This window comes from Streptomyces sp. ICN903 (assembly GCF_022015835.1).
GTDB lineage: Bacteria > Actinomycetota > Actinomycetes > Streptomycetales > Streptomycetaceae > Streptomyces > Streptomyces fenghuangensis.
The window spans coordinates 1-5,048 of the sequence record NZ_JAKMAY010000364.1; the positions used below are offsets into that span (position 1 = coordinate 1).

A 5,048-nucleotide genomic window follows, 5' to 3' on the forward strand; every position below is an offset into this window, starting at 1 on the left:
GGAGCGGGGTCAGCCCGCGCTGCCCTTGCCGATCTCCCAGAAGCGGAAGACGGTGGAGGCGTCCAGCGTCCACTCCAGCCCGGAGATGTCCTCGTGCGCCACGGCGTACTGCTTGCCCTGCCAGACGGGCAGGATCGGCAGGTCCCGGGCGACGATGTCCTGGATCTCGCCGAAGTCCTCGACGGTGGCGGCGCGGTCGCTCGCCGCGGCCGTGCGCGGCAGCAGCTTGGAGGTGATCCGTCCGGCGTCGTAGCCGTTGCCCAGCACGTTGTCCTTACCGAAGAAGGGCGCGGTGAAGTTGTCGGCGTCGGGGTAGTCGGGGACCCAGCCCTTGACGTACACCCCGTACTCGCCCGCCTCGATGCCCTTCTCGTACTCGTCCAGCTCCACGCTCTTGACCTTGGCCTCGAACAGGCCGCTGGCGTTGAGCTGCTGGGCGATCCCCTCGAACTCCCGGACGGTGGCGGGGCCGTAGCGCACGGGGGTGGCCCACAGGGTCAGCTCCACCTTCTCCGTGATGCCCTCGGCGCGCAGGGCCGCCTTGGCCTTGGACGGCTGCGGGCGGCTGCCGTAGGCGTCGAAGAAGGCCGTGTTGTGGCCGGTGATTCCGGCGGGCACGATCGAGTACAGCGGTTCGGCGGTGCGCCGGTAGACGTCGCGGATCAGCGTGGAGCGGTCCAGCAGGTACGCGATGGCCTTGCGCACCCCCGGCTTGCCGGTGACCGGGTGCTCCATGTTGAAGACCAGGTGGTGGACCTCGGCGCTGGTGCCCTCGACGACCTCCACCCCGTTCTCGGCGCTCGCCGCCGCGTCCAGGTCGGCGATGTCGTCCATGGCCAGGCCGCGGTAGGCCAGGTCCACCTCACCGCTGCTGAGAGCCTCCTTCAGCGCCGCCTGGTCGCCGTGGAAGAGCCTCATGGTCATACCGGAGTTCCTCACCTCGGCGGGCCCGACGTAGTCCGGGTTGACGGAGAAGACGGCCTCCTTCTCGCCGTAGGAGTCCAGCCGGTACACGCCCGAGCCGACGGCCTTGCCGTCGGTGCGCAGTTCGTCGGCCGGGTAGGCGCGGTGGTCGACGATCGAGCCGGCGCCGGAGGCGATCTTCTGCGGGAAGGTGGCGTCGGGCGAGGCGAGGCGGAAGACGACCGTCTCGGCGTCCGGGGTCTCGATCTCCTCGATGCCCGACAGCATCACGGCGGGGCCGTCGGGGTCGTCGATGCGCAGGGTCCGCTCGAAGGAGAACTTCACGTCCTTCGAGGTGAGCGGGTTGCCGTTGGTGAACTTCAGCCCGTCCTTGAGGACGCACCGGAAGACCTGGCTGCCGTCGTCGGTGAACTCGCAGCTCCGCGCGGCCTCCGGCTGGGGTTCGCCCCCGTTCTTGGGGAAGCTGAGCAGTGACTGGAAGACGTTGTTGAAGACCAGCCAGGACCCCGGGTCGTAGCCGGAGGCGGGATCGACGGCCAGGACCTCGTCGGTCATGCCCATCACGATCCGCTCCCCCTGCCCGGCGCTCGTGCCCTGCTCGTCACCGCAGCCGGTGAGCAGTGCGGCGACCAGGGTCGTACCTACCGCAAGCACCCGGAAACGGGCCCTTTTCCTCACGTTCGCATCCTCATCCGTGGTGTGCCGTTCTCTGAACCCCCGTTCACACAGCCCCGTGCCGCCCCCGGGACCGGAGGCGGCGCGGGAGAAGCTCAGTCCTGGACGCCTCGGCCCAGCTCCCACAACTGGAGTACGGAGGAGGAGTTGAGCGCCCACTCCACCCCGGTGACCCCGTCGCGGGCGGCGACGTACTGCTTGCCCTGCCACAGCGGCAGCACGGGCACCTCCTTGGCGACGATGTCCTGGACGCGGACGAAGTCGTCGACCGCCTCGTCGCGCCGCTCCTCGACCCGGGTGCGCGGGATGAGCTGTTCGCGGATCTCGTTGTTCTCGTACGGGGAGCCCAGGAAGTTGTCCTCGGCGAAGAAGGGCGCGACGAAGTTGTCCGGGTCCGGGAAGTCCGGGAACCAGCCCATGCCGTAGACCGCGTACTCCTGCTCGGCCGAGGCGGGCCGGTAGGTCTTCCACGGCACGCCCTTGGTCTTCGCCCGGAACAGCCCGGAGTCGTTGAGCTGCTCGGCCAGCACCTCGAACTCCTCGGCGGTGGCGGGGCCGTAGTGGTCGGTGGTGTAGGTGAGCTCCACCTCGACCGGGGTGTCGACGCCGGCGCGTTCGAGGGCGGCGCGGGCCGCCTTGACGTCGGGCTCGCCGTAGACGTTGAAGAAGGAGTTGTGGTGGCCGGTCAGCCCGCTGGGGACGATGGAGTACAGGGGCTCGGCGGTCCGTGCGTACACATCGCGCACCAGCTCGCCGCGGTCGACTGTCCGGGCGATGGCCTGGCGCACGGCCTTGCGGCCGACGACCGGGTCGTCTGTGGCGAAGACGAGGTAGCGGATCTCCTGGCCGGACATCTCGACGACGTCGATGCCGTCGCCCTTGTCGCTCCCGAGCCGGTCGATCTGCTCGGGCGACAGGCTCCGGTTCATCACGTCGATGTCACCGTCGCGCAGGGCCTTCTCCATCGCCTCGGAGTCCTCGAAGAAGCGCAGCTCGACACGGTTGTTCCGCGGTTCCAGGTCGCCCTTGTAGGCCTCGTTGCGGGCGAGGACCGCCCGGCCGCCCTCGGCGTCGAAGGATTCCAGGACGTAGGGGCCGGAGCCGGTGAGCGAGTACCCCTCGTGGAGCTTGTCGGCCGAGTAGACCTCGCTGTCCAGGATCGCCGCCGCGGGGGTGGCGAGCTTCTGGGGGAAGGTGGCGTCGGGCTTCTTGAGGTGGAAGACCACCTCGTCCCCGGAGGGCGCCTCGACCCGGTCGAGGTTGCTCAGCAGCGACGCGGGGCCGCCGGAGTCGTCGATGCCGAGCATGCGGTTGACGGAGAACACCACGTCCTCGGCCGTCAGCTCGTGCCCGTTGGAGAACGTGAGCCCCTCGCGGAGGGTGCAGCGGTACTGCGTGCTGCGCTGGTCGGCGAATCCGCACTCCTGCGCGGCCTCCGGCTCCGGCTGGGTGCCCGCCCGCGGCAGACGCAGCAGGGTCTGGAAGGTGTTGCGGAAGATGTTCCACGTACTGACGTCGTAGACCGCCGCGGGGTCGAGCGGAGCGGGCGCCTTCGCCGTGGCCTCGATCCGGTCGGTGGTACCGACGACGATCGTTCCGCCGTTTCCGCCGCCGGCGCTGTCGTTGCCGCATGCAACGACCAGTGGTGCCAGCAGGCCCGCGAGGGCGGGCAGCAGCAGCGTCTTGCGGTTCATCGGTGACGGTCTCCTCGTCCAGCCGGGTTGTCGCCGAATTCTCCGGCCGGGAGACAGACATTAGTAGCCGTGGGGTCCGTCACTTCCCCGGGCCACCGGCGTGGAATTATCACGCTCCGATAACTCCGTCGCACGATCCGATAACCGGACGCCGGAGCGATCGACGCGAGTGGGCATCAAACGGGACACATGGACGCGCGGAAAACGGGCCAACCGCCCTCGCCGCCACCCTGCCCTCCGCCTCGCACCCCGGGTCCGCGTGATGAATGTCACGCGTTCAACCAGCAGGCGAAAAGCAGGAATTCGGCCACCGCATTCGTCACTGATAATGAACGGCCCGCTGCTCACGGTTTTCGATGCATTCATCGTGCAGCGAACGGCGCACGCTCAGTACGCGGAAGCGATCAGGGAGTGCAGAAAAGGCAGATCCACTTCCTCCAGGGACGGTACGACCGTGCGCCGGTGCGCGGGTTCGATCCGCGTCACCGACGGCACCGCCACCACGTGGCAGCCCGCGGCCTCCGCCGAGGCCACACCGGTCGCGGTGTCCTCCACCACCACGCAGCGCCCCGGGTGCGCCCCCAGCCGCGAGGCGGCCAGCAGATACGGGTCCGGGTGCGGCTTGGTCCGCTCCACCTCGTCCCCCGCCAGGGTCAGCGCGAAGTGCTCCGGCCCCAGGGAGACCAGCATCCGGTCGATGACCCGCCGGTGCGAGGCCGACACCAGGGCGGCGGGCACGTCGTGCGCGGCCAGCTCCGTCAGCAGCCGCCGGGCACCGGGCATCAGGGACACCCCGCGCTCGACCCGCTCGATGAACCTGGAGTTGAGCAGCACCGTCAGGTCTCCCAGGGAGATGTCCGCCCCGGTGGCCTGAATCAGATAGGTCGCGCTCCGGGACATCGGCCCGCCGACCACCACCTCACGGTGCTCGTCGGCCAGCGCGTACCCCAGCTCGGCGAACACCTCGACCTCCGTCTCCCACCAGAACCCCTCGGTGTCCACCAGCGTGCCGTCCATGTCCAGCAGAACGGCCTGAAGGCCGGTCGCGGCGGCCCCGGACGCGGTGGACGCGGCGGGCGAACCGGCGGCGGACGGACCCGCCGCGTCCGGTCTCCCCCCTCCGCCGGGAACCCGTACGGGCGCGGAGACGGGAGCCGGAGCACTGCCGCCGAAGGCGGGCGGGACCTCGGCGCGGGAAAGGGGACGAGTCATCCGTGTGCCTCCTACGGGGACGCGAAGGCCGGTCGCCCGCACCTGACGGATGCGGACGACCGGCCTGTACCGGACAGATCAGTCTACGTCGGCCCGCGAACTATCGCGCGTTGAAGTATTTGGCCTCGGGGTGGTGCAGAACGATGGCGTCGGTGGACTGCTCGGGATGGAGCTGGAACTCCTCGGACAGCTTCACCCCGATCCGCTCGGGCTGGAGCAGCTCGGCGATCTTGGCGCGGTCCTCCAGGTCCGGGCAGGCCCCGTACCCCAGCGAGAAGCGGGCGCCGCGGTACTTCAGGGCGAACATGTCCTCGATCGCGTCGGGGTCGTCGCCGGCGAAACCGAGCTCGGCGCGGACCCGGGCGTGCCAGTACTCGGCCAGCGCCTCGGCCAGCTGCACCGACAGGCCGTGCAGCTCCAGGTAGTCGCGGTAGGCGTCCGAGGCGAACAGGTCGGCGGTGGCCTCCCCGATGCGGGAGCCGACGGTGACCACCTGCAAGCCCACCACGTCCGTCTCGCCGGACTCCTTGGGGCGGAAGAAGT

At 69.8% G+C, this 5,048-nt stretch carries 4 protein-coding genes; all 4 read right to left on the reverse strand.

The window, feature by feature from the left end; genetic code table 11:
• Positions 1-9: 9 nt before the first annotated feature.
• Positions 10-1,602, reverse strand: a complete 1,593-nt coding sequence (locus L7D48_RS25635) for an ABC transporter substrate-binding protein (protein ID WP_237882965.1) — start codon at positions 1,600-1,602, stop codon at positions 10-12.
• A gap of 92 nt (positions 1,603-1,694) precedes the next feature.
• Positions 1,695-3,293, reverse strand: coding sequence for an ABC transporter substrate-binding protein (locus L7D48_RS25640; RefSeq protein ID WP_237882967.1), 1,599 nt, complete (start codon positions 3,291-3,293; stop codon positions 1,695-1,697).
• A 387-nt stretch (positions 3,294-3,680) separates the two neighbouring features.
• Positions 3,681-4,505, reverse strand: coding sequence for an HAD family phosphatase (locus L7D48_RS25645; RefSeq protein WP_237882970.1), 825 nt, complete (start codon positions 4,503-4,505; stop codon positions 3,681-3,683).
• Between the two features lie 100 nt (positions 4,506-4,605).
• The coding region (locus tag L7D48_RS25650) for a vitamin B12 dependent-methionine synthase activation domain-containing protein (protein WP_305853177.1) at positions 4,606-5,048 on the reverse strand (443 nt) is incomplete at its 5' end.